At 68.3% G+C, this 20506-nt stretch carries 17 protein-coding genes and 4 pseudogenes; 12 read left to right on the forward strand and 9 right to left on the reverse strand.

Annotated features, from left to right (window positions below; all coding sequences use genetic code 11):
* Window positions 1-232: 232 nt before the first annotated feature.
* The 4 genes and pseudogenes from AAFF41_RS40140 to AAFF41_RS52190 form a co-directional block, all read left to right on the forward strand.
* On the forward strand, window positions 233-1366 hold the full coding sequence (locus AAFF41_RS40140; RefSeq protein WP_343325564.1) for a maleylacetate reductase: 1134 nt from the start codon (window positions 233-235) through the stop codon (window positions 1364-1366).
* Window positions 1359-2228, forward strand: a complete 870-nt coding sequence (locus AAFF41_RS40145; RefSeq protein WP_343325565.1) for a dioxygenase family protein — start codon at window positions 1359-1361, stop codon at window positions 2226-2228. The genes AAFF41_RS40140 and AAFF41_RS40145 overlap by 8 nt, the downstream gene beginning before the upstream one ends.
* Before the next feature lie 106 nt (window positions 2229-2334).
* Window positions 2335-2823 carry a flavin reductase family protein gene (locus tag AAFF41_RS40150; protein WP_343325566.1) on the forward strand — a complete coding sequence of 163 codons (489 nt, stop codon included), beginning with the start codon at window positions 2335-2337 and terminating at the stop codon, window positions 2821-2823.
* Window positions 2824-3638: 815 nt separating this feature from the next.
* Window positions 3639-3956 (forward strand): annotated as a pseudogene (locus AAFF41_RS52190) (winged helix-turn-helix domain-containing protein); the annotation flags it as partial.
* 54 nt (window positions 3957-4010) lie between these two features.
* On the opposite strand, the gene AAFF41_RS40155 reads toward AAFF41_RS52190, so the two are convergent.
* Complete coding sequence (locus AAFF41_RS40155) at window positions 4011-5156, reverse strand: 4-hydroxyphenylacetate 3-hydroxylase N-terminal domain-containing protein (protein ID WP_343325567.1); 1146 nt, start codon at window positions 5154-5156, stop codon at window positions 4011-4013.
* A gap of 124 nt (window positions 5157-5280) precedes the next feature.
* Window positions 5281-5730: pseudogene (locus AAFF41_RS40160) on the reverse strand (4-hydroxyphenylacetate 3-hydroxylase N-terminal domain-containing protein); the annotation flags it as partial.
* A gap of 9 nt (window positions 5731-5739) precedes the next feature.
* On the opposite strand from AAFF41_RS40160, the gene AAFF41_RS40165 reads away from it, so the two are divergent.
* From AAFF41_RS40165 to AAFF41_RS40175, 3 genes are all read left to right on the forward strand, one after another.
* On the forward strand, window positions 5740-8637 hold the full coding sequence (locus tag AAFF41_RS40165) for a helix-turn-helix transcriptional regulator (protein ID WP_343325568.1): 2898 nt from the start codon (window positions 5740-5742) through the stop codon (window positions 8635-8637).
* 170 nt (window positions 8638-8807) lie between these two features.
* Window positions 8808-9296, forward strand: coding sequence for a hypothetical protein (locus tag AAFF41_RS40170; RefSeq protein ID WP_343325569.1), 489 nt, complete (start codon window positions 8808-8810; stop codon window positions 9294-9296).
* 33 nt (window positions 9297-9329) lie between these two features.
* The gene (locus tag AAFF41_RS40175; RefSeq protein WP_343325571.1) at window positions 9330-9920 is read left to right on the forward strand and encodes a malonic semialdehyde reductase; all 591 of its coding nucleotides are present in this window, start codon (window positions 9330-9332) and stop codon (window positions 9918-9920) included.
* Window positions 9921-9957: 37 nt separating this feature from the next.
* On the opposite strand, the gene AAFF41_RS40180 is transcribed toward AAFF41_RS40175, so the two are convergent.
* Both AAFF41_RS40180 and AAFF41_RS40185 read right to left on the reverse strand, forming a co-directional pair.
* A complete protein-coding gene (locus tag AAFF41_RS40180; RefSeq protein ID WP_343325572.1) occupies window positions 9958-10473 on the reverse strand; it encodes a hypothetical protein in 516 nt (171 codons plus the stop codon).
* Between the two features lie 140 nt (window positions 10474-10613).
* Window positions 10614-10892 carry a hypothetical protein gene (locus tag AAFF41_RS40185; protein ID WP_343325573.1) on the reverse strand — a complete coding sequence of 93 codons (279 nt, stop codon included), beginning with the start codon at window positions 10890-10892 and terminating at the stop codon, window positions 10614-10616.
* A gap of 448 nt (window positions 10893-11340) precedes the next feature.
* Here AAFF41_RS40185 and AAFF41_RS40190 point away from each other — a divergent pair, with 448 nt between their 5' ends.
* The 4 genes and pseudogenes from AAFF41_RS40190 to AAFF41_RS40200 all read left to right on the forward strand — a co-directional run bounded on the left by AAFF41_RS40190 (window position 11341) and on the right by AAFF41_RS40200 (window position 14772).
* Window positions 11341-11994: an alpha/beta hydrolase family protein gene (locus tag AAFF41_RS40190; protein ID WP_343325574.1), complete on the forward strand. Its 654-nt coding sequence runs from the start codon at window positions 11341-11343 to the stop codon at window positions 11992-11994.
* Between the two features lie 106 nt (window positions 11995-12100).
* The gene (locus tag AAFF41_RS40195; RefSeq protein WP_425526202.1) at window positions 12101-13684 is read left to right on the forward strand and encodes an FMN-binding glutamate synthase family protein; all 1584 of its coding nucleotides are present in this window, start codon (window positions 12101-12103) and stop codon (window positions 13682-13684) included.
* A gap of 37 nt (window positions 13685-13721) precedes the next feature.
* Window positions 13722-14229, forward strand: a pseudogene (locus AAFF41_RS51845) (IS701 family transposase); the annotation flags it as partial.
* 252 nt (window positions 14230-14481) lie between these two features.
* Complete coding sequence (locus AAFF41_RS40200; RefSeq protein ID WP_343325575.1) at window positions 14482-14772, forward strand: hypothetical protein; 291 nt, start codon at window positions 14482-14484, stop codon at window positions 14770-14772.
* 468 nt (window positions 14773-15240) lie between these two features.
* Here AAFF41_RS40200 and AAFF41_RS40205 read toward each other — a convergent pair whose 3' ends face one another.
* The 5 genes and pseudogenes from AAFF41_RS40205 to AAFF41_RS40225 form a co-directional block, all read right to left on the reverse strand.
* Window positions 15241-15699, reverse strand: coding sequence for a glutamate synthase-related protein (locus tag AAFF41_RS40205; protein WP_343326433.1), 459 nt, complete (start codon window positions 15697-15699; stop codon window positions 15241-15243).
* The gene (locus AAFF41_RS40210) at window positions 15615-15797 is read right to left on the reverse strand and encodes a hypothetical protein (protein WP_343325576.1); all 183 of its coding nucleotides are present in this window, start codon (window positions 15795-15797) and stop codon (window positions 15615-15617) included. The genes AAFF41_RS40205 and AAFF41_RS40210 overlap by 85 nt, the downstream gene beginning before the upstream one ends.
* A 966-nt stretch (window positions 15798-16763) precedes the next feature.
* Window positions 16764-16856, reverse strand: a pseudogene (locus AAFF41_RS40215) (IS5/IS1182 family transposase); the annotation flags it as partial.
* A 49-nt stretch (window positions 16857-16905) separates the two neighbouring features.
* A complete protein-coding gene (locus tag AAFF41_RS40220) occupies window positions 16906-17817 on the reverse strand; it encodes an NAD(P)H-binding protein (protein ID WP_343325577.1) in 912 nt (303 codons plus the stop codon).
* Window positions 17818-18040: 223 nt separating this feature from the next.
* On the reverse strand, window positions 18041-19414 hold the full coding sequence (locus AAFF41_RS40225) for a carboxypeptidase regulatory-like domain-containing protein (protein ID WP_343325578.1): 1374 nt from the start codon (window positions 19412-19414) through the stop codon (window positions 18041-18043).
* A 291-nt stretch (window positions 19415-19705) separates the two neighbouring features.
* Between AAFF41_RS40225 and AAFF41_RS40230 the strand changes: the two genes are divergently transcribed.
* Window positions 19706-20275 carry a TetR/AcrR family transcriptional regulator gene (locus AAFF41_RS40230; protein ID WP_343325579.1) on the forward strand — a complete coding sequence of 190 codons (570 nt, stop codon included), beginning with the start codon at window positions 19706-19708 and terminating at the stop codon, window positions 20273-20275.
* Window positions 20276-20506 lie beyond the last annotated feature (231 nt).

The following is a 20506-nucleotide window of genomic DNA, read 5'->3' on the forward strand; positions in this document are numbered from 1 at the left end:
GGCATATCCGCCTGAGAGAGGTCCGGATCCACGATCCAGCCCATGGACACCCACCGCATCGCGCAGACGAGTGATGTCCGTCGAGAGCCGGAGGCCCCGGGCGCGGAGCCTGTCGCACGAACAAGGTATTTCAACGCCGGTGCCCGTTATCCCTCGCAGATTACGTTGACCCCCCGTCATTCAGGCATCGAAAGTCTTGGTTCCAAGCAGACGGCGGGACTGGGGAATTCTCATGAAGACATTCGTGCATCGGGGACAGATCACCAAAGTGGTCTTCGGCAGTGGTACGCGCAGCCGTATCCCTGAAGAGGCGGATGCCCTCGGATGCCGTCGGGTGCTCATCCTGTGCACACCTGGTCAAGCGGGCCAGGCAGTGGAGGTACACGACGTACTGGGTACGACGGCGGTGGGAACTTTCACGGAAGCGGCTCCGCACACCCCCGTCGAGGTCACGGAGAAGGCGGTCGCGTATGCCAGAACCGTGGGAGCGGACTCGGTGCTCGCCATCGGCGGTGGCTCGACGATCGGCCTCGGCAAGGCGATCGCCCTGCGGACCGGGCTGCCACAGCTGGCGTTGCCCACCACCTACGCCGGCTCGGAGATGACGCCGATCCTCGGAGAGACCGAAGGGCGCCGGAAGACGACCCGCCGGCTGCCGGAAGTGCTGCCGAAGACCGTGGTGTACGACGTCGACCTGACGTTCACGTTTCCCGCGGCGGCATCGGTGGTCAGCGGCATCAACGCGATGGCGCACGCGGTGGAGGCCCTCTACGCACAGGACCGGGACCCGCTCGCCTTCCTGATGGCCGGTGAAGCGCTCGAATCCCTCATCCGCTCCCTCCCGGTCGTCGCACAGCGTCCGGACGACCGCGAGGCGCGGGCCGACGTCCTGTACGGGGCGTGGCTGGCCGGCACGTGCCTGGGCACGGTGGGCATGGCCTTGCATCACAAGGTGTGCCATGTGCTGGGTGGCACGTTCGGGCTTCCGCACGCCGAAACCCACGCGGTCGTCCTGCCGCACGTGGTCGCCTACAACGCACCGGCGGCGCCCGAGGCCATGGCACGCATCGCAAGGGCGCTGTCGGCGGCCGACGCCGCGAAGGGACTCTTCGACTTCGCGGGACGGCTCGCCGCCCCCAGGGCGCTGCGGGACCTCGGCATGCCGGAATCGGGCATCGAGCAGGCGGCCGAACTCATCGTGCGGGACGGCTACTGGAACCCGCGACCAGTCGAACGGACGGCGGTACGCGCCCTCTTGGCCCGCGCCTGGGCCGGACAGCCGCCGCGCACGTCACCCGGCGACGGACATCCCCGGACAGAGTCCGCAACCCACCACCCAACCACCACGGGAGCGCGTCATGCGTGATCTGACCAGCGACACCATCACCGAGGTCGTGATCTCGATCATGCGGGACACCAAGGACTCCCGCGTCGCCGAGATCCTGGAATCACTGGTGCGACACCTGCACGCCTTCGTCCGCGACGTCGAACTGACGCAGGACGAATGGGCCCGGGGAGTCGACTTCCTGACGCGCACCGGGCAGACGTGCACCCCGACGCGTCAGGAGTTCATCCTGCTGTCCGACGTGCTCGGCGTCACCATGCTGGTCGACGCCCTGACCAACCGACGCCCCAGCCAGGCCACGCAGAACAGCGTGCTGGGCCCGTACTTCAGGGAGGACAGGCCGCAGCAGGCCGACGCCGCCGACATCTCCGGGGGTCTGTCCGGTACCCCGCTGTTCTTCGAGGGACGGGTCGTGGACCACGAGGGAGCGCCGGTGGCCGACGCGGCGGTGGACGTCTGGCACAGCGACTCGGAAGGCCACTACGACATGGAGGTGCCCGGCCTGGACGAGCCGGCCATGCGCGCGCTGTTCCGCACCGACGAGACGGCGCACTTCGGTTTCCGTTCCATTCGCCCGTCCAGCTACCCGATACCCGGTGACGGCCCGGTCGGTGAACTCATGAGCGCGACCAGCAGGTCGCTCATGCGTCCCGCCCATGTGCACCTGTTGATCGAGGCTCCGGGATTCCAGCGCGTGACCACCATGCTCTTCCCCTCGGACGACCCGCACCTGGACACCGATCCGGTGTTCGGCGTCAGGCAGTCGCTGATCGAGCACTACGACACGTACGCGGCCGACGCCGGGCCCTACCGGGGAAGGACCGAGGTGCCGTACACCCTGCTGCGTCACACCTTCGTCCTCGAACCCCTCGTCACGGACTGACCCCCACGGCGCCCCCACGACGAGAGCCGGTCATCCACGAGGACGGCCGACGTCGAACACTCCATCACACCGCGGGGCTCAGCCCCGAATTCACGGAGGTCCTCAGATGAGTGAAACCCTTGATGTCGTCTTCGGGTTCCGAGCCACGATGAGCCGACTCGCCACGGGCGTCAGCGTGATCACCACACGCTCGGGCAGCACGGCCATCGGCATGACGGCGAGCGCCGTCTCCGCGCTGTCCCTCGAGCCGCTCCAACTGCTCGTGTGCATCGGCAACCAGCTGTACACGCGAACCGTAATCGCCGAGCACGGCCGCTTCGCCGTCAACGTCCTCGGCGAGGACAGCGAGCACCTCGCGCGGAACTTCGCCGTCTCCAAGCCGGACAAGTTCGCGGACGTGGAAACCATCGACGACCACGGCGTGCCGGTGCTGAAGGACGCCATCGCGGCTGTCGTGTGCGACGTCGCCGCGGCACTGCCCGGCGGCGATCACACCATATTCGTGGGCGACGTCCGCCACTTCGAACACCGGATGGAAGGCCGGCCGCTGCTCCACTTCGGCGGAGACTTCGGCACGCTCAGGCCCCCCTGCTAGCGCTGGTGACAGCGGCCCGACGGAGGCTGCCGTACCCCTGACCCGGACCACTACGGCCCCCGGCATCCGGCTTCTGCAGGCGAGCCAAGGACGCCGGGGGCTCCGCTCGTCCCGACGACTCCACCGAAGGTGCCATGACCAGCTCCGTGCCGACCTTCAAGCTGCGTCCTGCGGACCAGCCCCCGCACCTCCTGACCCGCCCCCGGCTGCTGCGCCGGCTGGACGCGTCGACCGAGCCCGTGGTGGTGGTCTCCGCGCCCGCCGGTGCCGGAAAGACGGTGCTCCTGACCGAGTGGTCGCGAAGCCTCGCAACTCGTGGCGCGTGCGCCTGGCTCAGCCTGGACGCGTACGACAACGCCCCGGGCCGGCTCTGGGCCGGCATCCTGCGGGCGTTGCAGCACGTACGGCCGGAACTGCCCGTCCGCCCCCACAGCGGCGAGTGGACACTCGACGCGTGGCTCGAGGAGATCCTGCCGAGCCTCGTGAGCGGACTGGAGGGACAGGGACCGCTCGCGCTGATGCTCGACGGAGTGGAATCGATCGCGGACGTCGATGCGGTCCGCAGCCTTTCGGATTTCCTGACAAGGCTTCCGCAGGGCTTTCGCGTCGTTCTGTCGACCCGTCACGTTCCGGGTGGACCCGTACCGACCCTGCGCGCCCGGGGCGCGATCGCTGAACTCGACCGGCACGACCTGGCCTTCACCCCCGAGGAGGCACAGGCCGTGCTCACCGATCTGCTCGGGTCCGCTCCGGCCCCGGACACGTTGAGCGCGGTGTACGAGACCACCGAGGGGTGGGCGGCGGCGCTGTGCATCATGGGCCGTACCCTCGCGCGCTCGTCGGACGACGCCGACACGGCGGCCGACCTGGCCCGCGGCAGGCGAGCGGTCACCGAGTACCTGGCCACCGAGGTGCTCCACCGGCTCACCACCGAACAGCGCGAGTTCCTGCTCCGCACCAGTGTGCTCGACGAGTTGAGTGCCGGGCCGTGCCGGGCCCTGGCCGGGGACCGGGCGGGCGTACTGCTGCGCGAGCTCGCACGGACCGTCCAACTGCTCGTGCCGGTAGCGGCCGATCCCTCGGCATACCGGCGTCACCGCGCACTGTCCGCGCTGCTCTGCGACCTCCTCGGATCCGAAGGACGGGAGACCGCCGTGTCGTTGCACCGAACGGCGGCTCGGTGGTACTCACGGCAGGGCGAGACGACCGCGGCCGTACAGCAGTGGGTGCGCGGCGGTGACGAGGCCGCCGCCGTCGCGTCGATACTCCACGACTGGGAACAGGCGATCTCGGCAGGCCGCGGTCGGGAGGTCAGGCAATGGCTGGAGCTCTTGCCGCTCCGCACGGTCGCCGCCGACGCAAGACTGTGCGTCGTGGCGGCGATGGCGGCCCTGTCGGGGGGTGCTCCGGAAACGGCCCGGCGCTGGCTGGACGTGGTCCGGCTCAGGGGGCCGGGAGCGGAGACGGTCGGCGAAGGCAGCACGGTGTCCGATGCGGCGGCCGTCGCCCAGGCCGTAGCCTGCTGGCTGCAGGGGGAGGTCCTGACCGGCGACCGTCTCGCCGAAACCGTCTTCGCCGGCACCGTCCCGTTGACTTCCTGGCGTGCCCTGGCCTGTACGGCCCGCGGTACCGCTCTGCTGTGGACCTCGCGGTACGAGGAGGCAGTCGAACATCAGGACGTTCGGCTTGTAGATGCCGCCGGGAGTGAAGAAGCCTTCGTCCTCCGAGGCGATCACATGCGCCTTGAGCGTCTGGTGGAAGCCGGCGAACCGGGCGATCCGCGCCTGGACGGGCGGCAGTTGGTAGGTGCCGATGTGCTCGGTGATCAGCAGGGCCAGGCCGAGCATCAGCTCGGCCTTGACCATGGCACGCACCAGCGAGTGGTAGTGCAACCAGTCGAAGACGCGCTGCGGGTACAGCGACGCGTGCTGGGGGTTGCCGATGTGGAAGACACGGTTCCAGGGGATGAGCACGTCCTCGAACACAATGATGCTGTCCAGCTCGTCACCCTGCGAGGCGAGCGGGTGCTCCACCTCCTCGCCGTCGCGGACGTTGCTCTCGCGGCAGATGATGGTGACCCCGGGGGTGTTGGGCTTCACCGCCCCGTAGATGATCTGCTCCGACACGATGCCGGGGCGGTAGAAGACGCCGATGTGGATCCAGTCCCCGAAGGCCGCGCCGGTGCTGATCGCCTTCACACCCCGCACGGTGATGCCCTCGTCCGAGGTGGCGACCACCCGCAGTGCGGGGGAGATGACCTGTGCCGAATCGCGCGAGCGGTCCGCCTGCGGGTCGACGAAGGCCGGCGTCGCGTTGAGGTCGCCGTCCCGCATCACGTTCCAGAAGTCGAGGATCCCCTCGGGGGAGGTCCCGCCCGTCGGTCCCGACGGACTGGCTGCTCCAGGGCTCGGGGTCGTCGATGTAGGTCAGCAGGACGTAGTTGTTGACGTCCGGTGTGCGCGGGATCGCCCCGCCGCCCAGTTCCCGCTGCACCGTCTCCAGGTAGCGCCGCTTGCTCAGCAGCTCCTCCTTGGAGCGGTGCTGGAACCATGTCATGGACCGCCGGACACCGTCCTCGTCCAGGAACGTCATGACGTCCTGGAGGTCGGGACGGTGGTGCAGGTCGTAGAAGGCCGCGAGGCTCTGGGCGTACGCCCTGGTCTTCGGGTGCGTGGCCACGTTGTCGACGAGTGCGTCACCCACCCACACCGTGCGGCCGTCGTTCAGTGCCGCGAGGTATTCCTTGCCTGTACGCACGTCGTGCTCCTCTCGGGGGGGCAAGAGATCTGGACGCCTCGAAGGATGTGTCGTGGCGGGGTGAGCGGACGGCGCGGAACCGGCAATCACCCGGGTGAAAGCGCCGGGCACACAGGAACCGGCGTTGAGGGCGATGTGGCCGTGCGGCATGCTGGCCCTATGCGCAGCACAGACCCCGTGGGTGACCGGCCCGGTGGGCGTGGGCACCGGGCCGTGAACGGCCTGCGCCTCAGGGGACGGGGCCGCGAGATGGCGGCCGTCCGTGAGGCCCTGGACGCGGTGCGTGGCGGGCAGGGTGCCTGCGTCGTCGTGGAAGGCGCACCCGGCGTCGGCAAGAGCCGGCTGCTGGCGGAGCTGGACGAGATGGCACGGCGGTCCGGGTTCGACGTGGTGTCCGTACGGGCCGACGAGCTCGACCAGTACGCCGCCGGAGCCGCCCTGCAGTCCGCCCTGCAGTCCTCCGACGGTTCCGAACGAGCGGCCGCGGCCACCGACGATCAGCGGCTGTGGCTGCTGGACAGCATCACGGACGCTCTCGAGGAGCGTGCCCAGCGCGCCCCGGTGGCCGTGCTGGTGGACGATGCGCAGTGGGCGGATCCGGCCACGCTCCTGGTACTGCGCACCCTGCCCCGGCGACTGGCGGCTTCGCGGATCCTGTGGGCGCTGGCGGTACGGTCGGAGACCGAGCGGCCGACCGTCGCCAGGGTGCGGGAGGACCTCGAACGCCTCGGAGCCCGGTGGCTGACCCTCGGTCCCCTGCCGCAGCAGGAGCTGCAGCACATCGCGGCGGACGTCCTCGGGGCGAGGCCGTCACCCGGTCTGGCCCGGCTCCTGCGGGGCGTCGGGGGCAATCCGTTCCTGGCGATCGAACTGGTGCGCGCCTTCGCCGACACGGACGCCGCCAAAATGGAGGCGGGCGTGGCCAGCCTGCTGCACGACGGCATCCCCGTCGGTTTCCGGCGGAGCGTCGCCGCGCGTCTGGACCGGCTCCCGGAGGATGCCGTGCGCCTCCTCCAGATCGGGTCCGTCCTCGGCCGGGAGTTCGACCTCGGTACGGCCGCCCGCATGCTCGGCAGGCAGGTCGGCAGCCTGCTGTCGGGCGTCGAGGCGGCCCTGAACGCCGGTCTGCTCTCCGGCGACGGGCCGCGACTGGCGTTCCGCCACGACCTCATGCGGCAGGTCATCCACGAGAATCTGGCGCCGGCCGTACGGACCGCTCTGCACCGGGAGGCCGCCGACATTCTGCGGGGCATCGGGGCACGATCGGCCGAGGTGGCCTGGCACGTCGTCATGTCGGGCGGCCCGGTCGACGACGACGCCGTGACCACATTGACCACCGCGGTACGGGAACTGTCCTCGTCGGCCCCTGACGCGGCCGCGGACCTGGCTCAGCAGATCGCCGGACTGCTGCCCCTGCACGACCGGCGGCGCATCGCCCTGCTGACCGACGCCGCGGAGTACCTCGGCCGGACCCGCCGGGTGCACCAGGCGCTCGACCTGGTCGACGCGACCCTGTCGGACCGGCTGGAGCCGGTGCAGGAGGCGCGTCTGCGCCTGGTGGCCGCCGAGATCCACCAGGCCGCGGGCGACGATGCCGCAGCGATGACACACCTCCAGCAGGCTCTGGTCCTTCCCGGGCTGCCGACTGACCTGCGAATCAGGCTGCTGAAGACCAAGGCGACGGGCCACGTGTACCTCGGGGACATCACCGCTGCCGAGCAGACCGACATCGGACTGGTCGAGGCCTCCTACCGCAGCGAGGACCCGGCCGTCGTCGTCAGCGCCATGGTGTTCCAGTCGCAGACGTTCTTCTACCGTGGGCGCCTGGCCCGCGCCCTTGAGCTCGCCGAGGAGGCCACGGCACGCGCCGCCGGCACGGAGTCCGGCGTACTCTACCTGCGGCCTCCGCGGATTCCCGCGCTGTGGCTGGCCACGGTGCTGACCGCCACCGACCGGCTCGCGGACACCGAGCGGGTGCTGCGGGAGGGGCAGCGCGAAGCGGAGGCGCTGGGCCTGGGCTGGTCACTTCCCCACTGGCATGCCAGCCGTGCCTGCGCGCTGTTCGAACAGGGGGCGCTTGACGACGCGGCCGTGGAGGCCGAGTCCAGTCTGATGGTGGCCGACGAACTCGAGATCACCCAGCCGAATCCCCAGGCCCTCTCTGCGCTGGCGTTGGTGGAGATCAGACGCGGTGACCTCGCCAAAGCCAGGGACCATCTCCGCGCCGCCGAAGCCGGGTCCGGCACGAGCACCCAGCGGTTCGGCCTGTGGGTGTCGCTCGCAGGCGCCTGCCTGGCCGACGCGGAGGGCCGGGACGCCGCAGCGGCAGCGGCGCTGGGCGGCAGCTTCGCGGACGCCGAGCCGGCACGCCTGCTTGCGGTGCCGCCGTCCCACTGGCCCGGGATCGCGTGCATGGCGCTCCGCGGCGAGGACCCCTCGCTCGCGCAGGCCGTGTCCGGCGCATTGCGCACCCTCGCCGAACAGGACGACAGCCAGCAGATCATCGGGACCGTCCGTGCCCATGTGGACGGCCTGCTCCACCACGACCGGGGCGCACTGGCGTCCGCCGTCACCGGTTACCGGAGCACCGGCAGGCGGCTGGCCCTGGCCGCGGCCTGCGAGGACCTCGGGGACCTCGTGGCCGCGTCGGGCGACACCACGTCGGCGATCCCCTACTTCGCAGAGGCGGGTGAGCTGGCGTCGGGTTCCGGAGCCCTGCGCGATCACGAACGGATCATGCGGCGCCTCAGACAGTTCGGCGTGCGCACAGCCGCCCCACGGCACCACACGACCGGCGCACCGGGATGGGAGAGCCTGACCGAATCCGAACGGAAGCTCATCCCGCTCGTCGTGGAGGGCCTCACCAACCGGGCCATAGCCGACCGGCTCTACGTGTCCGTGCACACCGTCAACACGCATATGAGGCACATCTTCACCAAGCTCGGCATCAACACACGAGTCGAACTGACCCGGCTGGCGATCGAACGGGGGGCATCTCCGACGGGGCGGACTGAGCGACGCCTGCGGCGGCGGTGCGCGGCGGCGAGGATCCCGTGAATGGGCGATGCCGACGCCCGACGTACGGGTGATGCTGGTCGCGACGGCGCCACAGGCACGGCGCCGTCAGCGATCCGATCACAAGCGGACGGCTGAGCCCGGAGGCCGACCGAGTCGTTCCCCTGGCGCTGACCGGGCCGCGTACCAGGCGCTCGAGAAGGAGTACCGGCGTGGCAGGACTTTCCCCCGTGTCGCGGACGGATGGTCAACCGCGGCACGGGTCGGTCGGCACCGGCGCGGTCGCCGAACGCGGACACCGTGGCCAGCTCCGTGCAGCCGTGGCCGCGAGCGCGGCCCCGCACGGATACACCCTGGCGCTGTGGACCGCCACCGCGGTGACGTCGTCCGATCGGGGCGCCCCAGGGGCGGCCGAAGTCCTGGCACTCCTCGCCGGTGCGACGCTCGCCTTTGTCGGGCTGGGTGCCGTCGCGTACGGCGGCGCCCCCATGAAGCCGGACAGGTCCGCCCCGGCCGGCACGTGGATATGGGCCGCCTTCCTTCTGCCCATGGCGGCTCTCGCTGCGCTGGTCAGCCTGTTGTTCGCGCGGTGCTGTTCCGGTCCCCTCCTGTGGGGGCTCGTCGGGACGACCACGACGGCTGTCTATCTGCTCGCTGTCAGCGCCCAGTTCCTCTGCTTCTCAGTTCGCCGAATCACCTAGATGCCAAAGCCGCACACCCGTAAGAGGTTCACCATGTCACTCGCACTCGACCCCGCAGCCCAGGACCTTCTGTTCCGGGCGGCTCGTACCGCCAACACCTTCACCGACGACCCGGTGACGGACGACCAGGTGAAGGCCATCTACGAACTGGTCAAGTACGGTCCCACCAGCATGAACCAGCAGCCGCTGCGGATCGTGCTGGTTCATTCCGCCGAGGCGCGTGAACGCCTGACCGGACACCTGTCTGAGGGTAACCGTAAGAGGACCGCGGCCGCCCCTCTCGTCGCCATCCTCGCCGCGGACAATGAGTTCCACGAGGAACTGCCGAGCCAGTTCCCCCACTTCCCGCAGGCAAGGGAGCTCTTCGCCGAGCGTGCGGTGCGTGAGTGTTCCGCAAGGCTCAATGCGCTCCTCCAGGTCGGCTACTTCATCATCGGCGTCCGCGCAGCCGGCCTGGCCGCGGGACCGATGACCGGGTTCGACGCCGAGGGCATCGACAAGGAGTTCTTCAGCGACGGCGAGCATTCTGTTCTCGCCGTCGTCAACATCGGCAGGCCGGGCGAGAATGCCTGGTTCCCGCGCTCCCCACGCCTGACGTACGCCCAAGTGGTCACGACCGTCTGATCCACTGCCAGGCATCTGCGCTCCGGAATCCCTCCGGTCAACCACGCGTCCGCAGACCCGGGGGGAGGGTCTCCCCCTCCGTGACCGGTTCCGTCCGGCTCCCGGCGGTGTCGCCGATGGCGGTGTGCGCGGGCGGCCATGGCAGCAGGGCGATCAGGGAGTGTGCCCGATGGATGAGGAAGGCGGCGAGCGGCAGTTCGGTGGCCAGGGCAAGGCCCCCCGCCATCCAGACGTCCTCAGTTCCGACATCGAGCGAGATGTCGAACCAGGTGTCGCAGATCAGCAGGACCGCTGTGGCATGCGCGTACAGAATGACCGAACGGCTGCGGCGCCAGGCCAGGAACGCCGTGGACGCCAACGCCATGATGAGCAGCACGTCGAATCCGACCCAGGTCAGGCGCCACTCGTGCACGTGGTGGGACGACGGCAGCGTCAGACCCAGCATCACGGTCCACGGTATGAGACAGGCGGCGCACGTGGCGAGCAGCTCAGCGGTGTGCCTCCTGCGGCGGTCCGGCGCGAGGTCGCGGTGGCCGGTATGTTCCTTGGTCACTTGCGGTCCGTCCTCGCGCACTTCCTCCGACACCGGCAGGTTTCCCGGATTCCACATGGGCGCAGCCGTAACGTCGTTCCGGATATTCCCGCGGTATGCAACCGAACTTCCCGGGCCGCGGGCGATGCCGGTGTCACCCGCTACGGGCGTGCCAACCCGAACGTCTTCAGCTGCTCCCAGATCCACGGGTAGAAGCGGTCGTACGTGGAACAGTCCCAGACGTGTCCGCGATGTCCGTCGTGGTGCCCACCGACGGTTCCCCTCTCGGCCACCGCACCCGCTCGGGCGGGGACGCGTGCGTCGGCCGGAAGAGCAGCCGCGTTCGCGGAACCCTCGGCGACGAGGAGGGTGCCTCCGGCGAATGCCAGAGCGGCGGCGGTGGTCGCTATACGCCGTACTAGCTTGTTCTTGGTGCGCAAAAAAATCACTCCCTGGTTTCCGGAGAGCAGAAACTGCCAACACGGCCAGTTTCGATCAGGAAGGTGCGTAGTGCATCGCATGATCTGGTGATTGACTGCTGCCCAGGTGGGGCCGTGCTGCAGGTATGTATTGTGGGCTTGAGGCGAGACTTGGTAGTCACATGAATCGCTAGATTGTGCGATGTTCTCAGTTCCTTTCCGGTCTACTCTGCCCAGAGAGCTGATATCGCTCGAGTTTTCTTGACTCGGCGGTCGTCTGCCGAAGAAAAGTGGCACACGAAACCAGATCGGGGTCGGGGGCGTGGAGGGCCGGGATGTCCAGGCGCAGTAGCAAAATCGAGTTCGTAGGCTCGCTGGGCGTCCCGCTCGTGGCGCGCCTGGACCTGCCGGAGGGGCGCCTTGGGCGTACGCCGTATTCGCCCCCTGCTTCACATGCGGCAAGGACTGGTTGGCGGCCGCTCGGATCTGCCGGGAGTTGGCCGAACGCGGAATCGCGGTCCTCAGTGTGGACTTCACCGGCATCGGTGAGTCCGGGGGTGACTTCGCCGACAGTACATTCAGCTCCGATGTGGACGATCTCGTGCGCGCCGCCGACCACTTGCGTGAGAACTTCACGGCGCCGTCGCTCCTCATCGGGCATTCGCTGGGCGGCGCAGCCGTGCTGGCCGCCGCGCACCGGATACCCGAGACGGCAGCGGTGGCCACGATCGGTGCGCCTGCGGAGCCGGAGCACGTCGTGCACACTTTCGGCGGCAGGCGGGAGGAGATCGAGCGGAACGGGGAGGCCGAGGTGAGTCTCGGAGGCCGCGTGTTCCACATCCGTCGGGAGTTCCTCGACGACATCTCCGCGCAGCCTCAGGCCGAGCGCATCCGCCGACTGCGTCACGCGCTCCTGGTGCTGCACTCGCCGATCGACGAGACGGTAGGTGTGGAGAACGCCCAGCAGATCCTCGACGCAGCACGGCACCCCAAGTCCTTTGTCGCGATCGACGGTGCCGACCATCTCCTCACCGATCGTGCCGACGCCCGCTATGTCGCGACGCTGCTGGCCGCATGGGCCGGCCGTTACGCGCGCGGTTCGGTCCAGGCCGGGCCGGCGTGACGGAATTCGCATACCCCGAGCCGATAGGACTTCCGTGCGCCGAATGTGCCGTATATCGCATCATTCAGACATTGTGACGCTACTGGGACAGGAGTAGGTTTCGCACGTGATTAGAATTGCATCGATCGCATTTATTGGAGTCCTCGCAGTCGCAGTCGGATCCTTCGCGGCGACCGTGTCTCCCTGGTGGTGGCCAGCCGCCGTGCTGTGCGCGGCGTTGGCGGGCGTGGGTACCTACGATCTCCTCCAAAAGCGCCACTCGGTGCTGCGCAACTACCCTGTGCTGGGACATGTGCGCTTCATGCTGGAGTCGATCCGGCCGGAGTTGCAGCAGTATTTCATTGAGCGCAATTACGACGGCCGTCCCTACGACCGGGATGTGCGCAGTCTCGTCTATCAGCGCGCCAAGGGCTTGGAAGCGGAGCAAGCATTCGGGACCGAACGGAACGTCTATGCCGAAGGCTACGAGTACTTCGAGTCGTCCATGAGGCCACGCCCGGCGCCGGCGGAGCAGCCGAGGGTCCGCATCGGTGGTCCGGACTGCACCAAGCCCTACGACATGGCCCTGTTCAATGTCTCGGCGATGAGTTTCGGCTCGCTGTCCGCCAACGCCATCCTCGCCCTGAACCAGGGCGCCGCCCTCGGGGGCTTCGCACACGACACGGGTGAGGGCGGCCTGTCGGAATACCATCTGCGGCACGGTGGCGACCTGGTGTGGGAGATCGGTACCGGATACTTCGGCTGCCGCACCGAGGACGGCCGTTTCGACCGGGCGCGGTTCGCGGAAAAGGCTGCTCACGACAGCGTGAAGTGCGTGTCGCTGAAGCTGTCCCAGGGAGCCAAACCCGGCATCGGAGGAGTGCTGCCCGGGGAGAAGGTCACCGCCGAGATAGCCCGGGTACGCGAAGTCCCCGAGGGGCGGACCGTCATCTCGCCCCCGTACCACGAGGTTTTCAGTACCCCACGGGAACTGATCCGGTTCATCGCCGAGATGCGCGAGCTGTCCGGGGGCAAGCCGGTCGGCTTCAAGTTCTGTGTGGGCTCCCGGCGTGAGTTCCTGGCGGTGTGCAAGGCCATGATCGAGGAGGGCACCGCGCCCGATTTCATCATCGTCGACGGAGCGGAGGGCGGCACCGGAGCAGCCCCGCTGGAGTTCGCCGACCATCTGGGCAGCCCCCTCACCGAGGGCCTCATCACGGTCCACAACGCTCTGGTCGGCGCCGGCCTGCGGGACCGGATCAGGATCGGCGCCAGCGGCAAGGTGGCCACCGGAGCCGACATCGTCAAGCGCATGGTGCAGGGCGCCGACTTCACCAATGCGGCTCGCGCCATGATGTTCGCGATCGGCTGCATCCAGGCGCAGAGCTGCCACACCAACACCTGCCCCGCCGGAGTCGCCACACAAGACCCGCGCCGCGCCCGCGCGTTGCACGTCGACGACAAGTCGGTCCGGGTCCAGCGCTTCCAGTCCGCCACCGTGAACAGCTCTCTGAAGATCATCGCCTCGCTGGGCGTGAACGGACCGGCCGAGCTGCGCCCGCACATGCTGCGTCGGCGCGTGGATCCGGTCACGGTCCGCTCCTACGCGGAGCTCTATGAATGGCTGGACCCGGGGCAGTTGCTGATCGAGCCGCCGGAGTCCTGGGCGGTGGACTGGAAGGCCGCCGATCCTGATCGTTTCGCCGCTTGACTGGTCTCGCCGCGGTGAGCGGGCGGGGTGCGCCATCGACGCCGGCACCCCGCCGCTCTTCGCCGTGCTCAAGTCGCAGCCCGTGCACGGCCCGCGCATCGACCACGTCCTCGCCCAGGCCCCGTCCGAGGCATGGCAGCATCTGTCGGCGGGTGCGGGAGCCAAGGGCGAACGGTTCTACGACTGGGCAGCCGCACGCTTGCCCGCAGTGTGGGAGTTCGACGGCGACGAGCCGACCCGGCAGCAGCGGATGCTGGCCCGCCGCAGCATGAGCAAGCCCGACGAAATCGCGTACTACCTCGCCTGCGCCCCGCTGGCGGCCACTGTCGTAGAAGTACGAGGTCCACGGCTACATGGGATGGTGCCGGCACATCACGCTCACCATGCTCGCCCACGCGTTCCTCACGGTGAGGGCCGTCCAGAAGTGAGAAAATGGGGTGACCCGGCCGACGCACCCGACCTCGTGGACCTCACACCAGCTGAAATCCGTCGTCTGCTGGCAGCTGAAGCCCGCCACCCTCCTGCATGCCGCGACCACGCGGTGAACTGGTCCCGGTGGCGGCGTCGCCACCAAGTACGCGCCCGCCGCTGTCGCCAGATGCGGCGCGGACACACGTTGGTGGGACAGCCCGTCCAAGACCGTCCCCCATGCCAAACCCTCGCTACGCTCCCCAGCTCTGACTGACTCACCGCTACTACACCATGCCCGGTTTGGCGCTGCCAGGCTGGGCCGTGGCGGACGACGTTCAGCGGGAATCCTCCGCGAGCTCAAATTTCCATTTGCCGATGGAGTCACAGTGCAGGCACCGTATTTCGGTCCAAGCCTGGTCAAGAATGAGGTGCTTGGGTCGTCCACGTTCGGCGGGTGTCTCCGCCCGTTCGGCGGCGATCCGCCGAGCCTGTTGCTGGTCCCTGGTGTTGTCGACCAGGTAGAAGCACCGAATTATACGATCGGGGGCAACGTGGTAGCGGAATCCGATCAACCAGATGACGGTGTCAATCATTGTCGGCTCATCAGCTTCAACGAGGGGATGGGTGAATGGCATTTTATGTCAGTGATTCTCCTGGCCGACTGCCAGCCACGCTGAAAGCCAGGGCTCCAGTCTCTCTGTGAATGTTTGGCCTGGCTCGCACTTCGGAGAGTCGAGATCGGTGGTGGCGCACTCCGGGATGCGCGTGTGACAAGACGAGGAAGGTTGGGACTCAGCTGGCGTAGAGCTCAGGGCACTGTCAATACCGCTCATCGTGCAAAACACCCCGGCTTCTATCAGGAACTAAATATCAACACCATCAGTGTTCGCTGTGCATCGCATAATCTAGTGAGCGGTCCTTGCGCAGTCAGCACTCCTGGCGCGGAGCTCTTTGTGGGCATCGCGACAGATCTAATGACGCAGGGTGATGCTCTCACTAATTAGTCGTCAAGTCCGTGTGCCGAGGGTAATCAAGTCGTGAGCTGGGCTTTCTCCGTGGTGTGCCGCGTCGAGTTCGCGGAGCACGCAGTAGGCGTGGATGAGGAGCTTGCGGCCTCACCGCAAGCTGGTGGCGCTCCTCCAGCCTCAATGACGGGGGCGAGGTTCTGGCCACGATGAGACTCCCTCTCCTCCGCATGGGACTGGGCAGTGACCAGGTCTACACGCCGGCGCAGCGTGCGCTGGCACAATCAGCGGGTTCACATGCCGGCCGGCGAAGCGATGATCTTGCGCCGTGGCGGACTGGAAGCGGTGGACTCGAGCCGATGTTTCGCGGACGTTCGATGCGCTGGCGCGGCGCGGGTCCTTGGTGGCGAGGCCGACGGGGCAGGTGTTGGTGTGGCAGATATGCGCTGGATGCGTTCGACGGCGAGGGGTGGAGGGCTGGGCGGCTTTTGGCGCTGCCGGTTGCTCGGGCTGTGATGCTGGGGCGGGGAGTTCGCGTTGACGGACACCCCGGGTCAGTTGACGTGTCCGAGCTCCGTGAGCTGGTCCCAGACCCAGGGGTAGAAGCGGTCGAAGCGGTCGTAGGCGCAGCGGCCGCAGTGCCCGTCCGAGGGCTTCCCGTGGTGGCGGTAGCCCTCACTCCTGACTCCGCCGTACCCGCCGTGGTTCCAGGCGGTGGCTCCCGTCCCCGCAACCACCCCTGATTGGGCGGGGGTGGGCGTGTCCGCCGTAAAAGCGGCCGCACTCGCGGAACCGCCGGCAGTGAATAGAGCACCTGTGGCGACTGCAAGAGAGGCAGTCGCGATCCCGATGCGATGTGCGAGCTTTCCCATAGTCGTTTCTCCTTGTCTTATCGATCGCTAACAGGAATCACTATGGATCGGAAAAGGGCGGGGGGCATCGCACGATCGAGTGATTGGTCGGCGTATGACCCGCCATCCTTCTTCGAGGCGTCCCTTTCGGGCTTGACCGCAGAAAGATCGACTCAGGGCGATCTCTGTGTGCGCCGTCGAGTATCTCGTCGCCATCGCACGGTCACCAGTAAAGAGTTACTCGCGACAGGGGAGGGAATGGTCGGACCGATCACCAGATCATGTGATGCGCCTCAGTTCCTTGCCGTGCCATTCTGACCAGGCAGAAAACCAGTAGCCACGTTCCCCTCGCCCGCGCGGATGTCTGGTGTGTCCGGCAGCTCTTGCGGGCCTGCAGCGCGGGCGACGGCCAGCTCGCTGTCCGGGCCGTCAAGGACTTCGAGTCGCCGGTAGGAACCGAGCCCTCCGCACGAATGAACGGCTGCAGATGAGCGATCAGACGAAAGTGATGGTCCTGGGAGTGATCGCACTCGTCCTCGGTGTCAGCCTTGTTCTCGTACTGCAGCATGCCTGCACGCACTGATGGACAGCGCTCCCGAGGCTCGCCTGGGCCTTCCTGAGGGGACGCCTTGGGCGTACGCCGTATTCGCCCCTGCTTTTTACGTGCGGCAGGGACTGTTTGGCGGCCGCCCGGATCCGCCGGGAGCTGGCCGGACACGGAATCGCGGTCCTCAATGCGAATCTCGCCGGCACCGGGGAGCCCGGGGCGACTTCGCCGGCAGCAGGTTCAGCTCCGACGATCTCGTGCGCGCCGTCGACCACGTGCGTGAGCACTTCGCGGCACCGTCGATTGTCGTGCGTCCCGCCACCCTGAGGCCGCACCTTCGACCCCGGCATCAGCGGCTTTGCGATCCCCAAAAGACCGTCCGGCACAACCCAACTCACCCCGCTCCATGCACAGCCCAACGACCGCCTCACCACACAGGGCACCGCCTTAGCTTCGCTTCCGCCTCAACTCAGCGGTACCCCGGGCGGTGTTCGGCGTGGGCCACCAGGCTGCGTTCGAGATCGGGGTCGCCGCTGAGCCGGTGAGTCGAGGGACCACGTCGGTGACCACGGAAACCTCGCCCTTCTCGATCGCCTGATACCACGAGATCCAGGTCTCGATCTGTTCTCCGCTCATGCCCAGTCGCCATCGCCGTGCGAAGGCTTCCTCGAGGGTCTCGGGTTCGTAGCGGTAGGGCCGACCGGTGGCCGCGGCGATGCGGGTGACAGCTTCGTCGAGAGTCAGGGCCTCGGGCCCGGTGATCTCCAGGGTCGCGCCGTCGTGCTCCGAGCGGGGACCGTCGTCGAGGGCGACGGCCGTGATCACGTCGGCGATGTCCTCGTGGGTGACGAAGGCGGCCCGGCCTGTCGGCGCAGGGCCCCTCACGACGAATTGCTCGTTGGCGAGGGCGGCAGGCGTCGACGCGTAGAAGCCCGCCCGGAGCACTGTGTGGCGGATCCCGGTCCCTGCAAGGAACTGTTCGGTCAGCCACTGGTCGCGGGCGTTGAGGTAGGTGGCGGTGGGCGTCGCGCCGACGAGGGACACATACAAGACCCGGCCTGTGCCGACTGCGATCGCGGCCTCAACCGCGGTGGCGTGTTCTTCCAGCCGGCGACCCGTACGGTGTCCGGAGACCAGGATGAGGGTCGACGCGCCCTCGAGCGCCCTGCGCATGTCCGGGGCGTCAGCGTAGGCGGCCGGGCCGCGTCTCTGGGCGCCTGGCAGTTCGGGCATGCGGTCGGGACTACGTCCGACGAGGAGTTGCGGGACGCCGTGGCCGGCGAGGAGGGCCGCGATCCGGCTGCCTAGCGCTCCGGTCACCCCGGTGACCGCCACGGTGGCGTGATTCTTGTCAGACATGTGTTTCCCTCCAGCCCGGGCCGCCGCCGATCCCGGCGTTCTTGTTTTCCGCTCATGTCCAGCAAAGAGCGCGATGGTTTCGGCCGCAACCTCCGGCTGTGCGATGGCCCCGGGAAGCCACCACGCAGGCGCGGCGCCTTCCCGGGAGACCAAGATCGTCGTGGTGTGTGTCGAGCAGAACGCGTCAACCTCGTCGACGCCTGCCATCGCCGTCCAGGGGGTCTCACGGTCCCTGTCTCGCGTGTCCGAGAGCGAGGGGGTGAGCGCCCGCGCGGACTGATGTGCCGTTGCGCCGGTCGTGCAGGGTGAAGTCGGCCCGGACGGCCACACCGGACTGCAGCAGCTTCTGGTGGATCAGGGGGTCTCGGCCGGGGTGCGAGGCGACGACGCTGATGTATCCCTCGGGCAGTCCGGTCACGGCGTACTCGCCGCGCGCGTTCGTCGTGGTCCGCACCAGCTGGCGGCCGCCGGGGTCCATGACGGTCACCGCGGCATGTCGGATCGGCTGCAGTTCAGCGTCGCTGACAGTGCCCTCCAGCATCGGCAACAGCTCGCCGAAGTGATGCGGGTGGACCGGAAGCGCGGTAGGCGCGGGCACCTCCACGGAGGGGTCCTCCACCGGCGGTTCCGGAATGTCGCCCTGCTCGTCCTCCCCTCCTCGTCGTGCGGCCATGCGGTGGTGTCGCCACGCGTCAAGGCCCAGCAGCGCCACACCCGCCGCGATCCACGCGCACAGCACGAGGACCGGCTTCAGCACCCCGACACCGTCGAAGTACAGGACTCCTCTCAGGGCGTCGACCGCGTTGCCCAGCGGCATGACGGCGTGCAGGGCTTGGAAGAACCCCGGCAGCAGCTGCACGGGGACCAGGCCGCTGGAGGGAACGCTCAGCACGATGTACAGGCCCAGACCCGCCAGGGGGAAGAAGTGTTTGACGAAGGGCGCCATGCCGAGGGAGAACGTGGCCACGGCCGCGGTGAGCAGGAAGGCGATCGCCAGGGCCGCGGGGTCGTTGGGGAAGAGCCCCAGTCCCGTGCCGACGAGGAAACCCACGGCGCTGAAGAGGCCGGCGACGCCCGCTATCGTGATCAGCTTCTTGCGCCGGTTGAAGGTCACCGCCCGCAGCAGGGTCGTGGCGAGTATATAGCCGGGGACGTTCCAGGCGATCCCGAAATAGACCAGGGTCGCGCCGGATCCGTCCTTGCTGACCGTGGGGGCTACGTCCGTGACGGTGAGCTTCTGGTGGTTGTGCGCCGCAAGCTGGGTGAAGCCCTTGGTCAGCGCCTGCTCGAGGGACGCGCCGTTGGCCTTGGCCACGTAGAGCACGGCATGTCTGCCCGTGGCGGCGAAGCCTGCCGCGGCGTCCCGGTCCAGCACCGCCCGGCGGGCTGCCCGGGCGTCCGGGACGGCGGTGACGTCGAACCCGCCGGGATGCTGCCGCTGCAGTGCGGTCTCGACCCTGTATTGCACCGTGGGATCGGCGATCACGAGCTTGGCGTGGTGGGGCTGAGGCTGGTGGAAGGCCATGGGGAAGCTGAACAGCAGGCCGAGGAAGAGCACTGCCGGGATCGTGAGGGTCTCGACGAGGACTCTGGCCACGGATATGCCCCGGGGACGCGCGATCCGGTGTTTCACAGGACCACCCCCTGGCCGCCACGGCGGGCCATGCCGCAGAGACCGCGGCACACTCGGCCGACCGGATCCCCGGTCACCACTTGGCCGCCTCTCCGGTACCGGTGGTCCCCCGCTGTTCGCGAGCCAACCAGTTTCACGGCGCCTCCCTCGGCTGTGCCGCGCCTGACCGTCGCCATGGCGCCATCTCGATTAACGTACCGATCGGCACATTTACGTCTGCTGGACCTTACGCGTACCGGTCGGTACAGTCAAAGCGTGCCTCGCCCCGTCAACGCCGAGAAGCGCGCCGAGCTGCTGAAGCAGGTGGTGAACCACCTCCAGCACCACGGCGTCGCGCAGATGTCGCTGAGTCCGCTCGCCGGGTCGATCGGCACCACCAAGCGCATGCTTCTGTACTACTTCGGCAGCCGTGAGAACCTGCTGGCCCAGGCGCTGGCCGCTTGCCGTCCCGACGCGCACGCGATGTTCGACGACGTCCGCGACAGCGCGGGGCTGCGCAAGGCGGCTCATACCCTGTGGGAGGCGATGACCGTCGGGGAGCAGTCCGGGCCGGTCCGCATGCTGCTGCAGCTGCTCAGCCTGGCCGCCACCGATCCCGAGCAGTACGGCGACATCGCGGCCGAGACCGTCGAGGTCATGATCGGCCCCATCGCCGCGGCTTACGTCCGGCTGGGTCACCCGCCACAGGAGGCGCAGACAGCGGCCACGCTCCTCGTCTCCGGCCTGCGCGGTGTGTGCCAGGACGGCTTGGTGACCCATGACGTCGTCCGTACCGACGCGGCCGCCCGCCGCCTCATCAGGGACGCGGTCGCGACGGCCGACTGAGCCTGCGCCCCCGACCACTTCGGGGTCTCGGTATCACCCCGGCACTCGGGAAGCAGGGCTGGTAGTCCGGTCCTGCGGGTTAGTCCATGGATGGCGCCCCGCTTGGTGGCGCAGCCGATCGAGACCAGGGTGTACGACCCTTGGCTGACCTGAGTTAAGGGAATTCGACAAGCCCCAGCCACCCCGCCTCCTCTGCAACCCTCTCCCTGGCCGGCTTGCTCATCCTGTCCG

The organism is Streptomyces mirabilis, assembly GCF_039503195.1.
Lineage (GTDB): Bacteria > Actinomycetota > Actinomycetes > Streptomycetales > Streptomycetaceae > Streptomyces > Streptomyces mirabilis_D.